Below are 234 nucleotides of genomic sequence, written 5' to 3' on the forward strand. Positions count from 1 at the left end.
CGGGTACCGTGCGCAACAAGGGCCGGATTTGCCAGTCGAGAATACGGCGTTTTTCGGCCAGCGACTGTGGCCCGTCGAGGGTAAACATATACAGTTCGCCCAATGGGGTGCTCATGGGGGCAATTCCGCCACTGATGTCGGCTGGCAGCTCAGGCCAGACAGCGGCCAGGCGTTCGGATACCTGCTGGCGTGCCCAGTAAATATCGGTGCCATCGGCAAAGTCGACGGTAATAT

At 59.4% G+C, this 234-nt stretch carries 1 protein-coding gene; it reads right to left on the reverse strand.

Translation table 11 applies throughout. The annotated features are described in order from the left end of the window. Nucleotides 1–234, reverse strand: a 234-nt coding sequence (locus Q4563_RS22770) for an efflux RND transporter permease subunit (protein WP_303606166.1), incomplete at both ends; no start/stop codon positions are given.

It is taken from the genome of Gilvimarinus sp. 1_MG-2023, assembly GCF_030548285.1.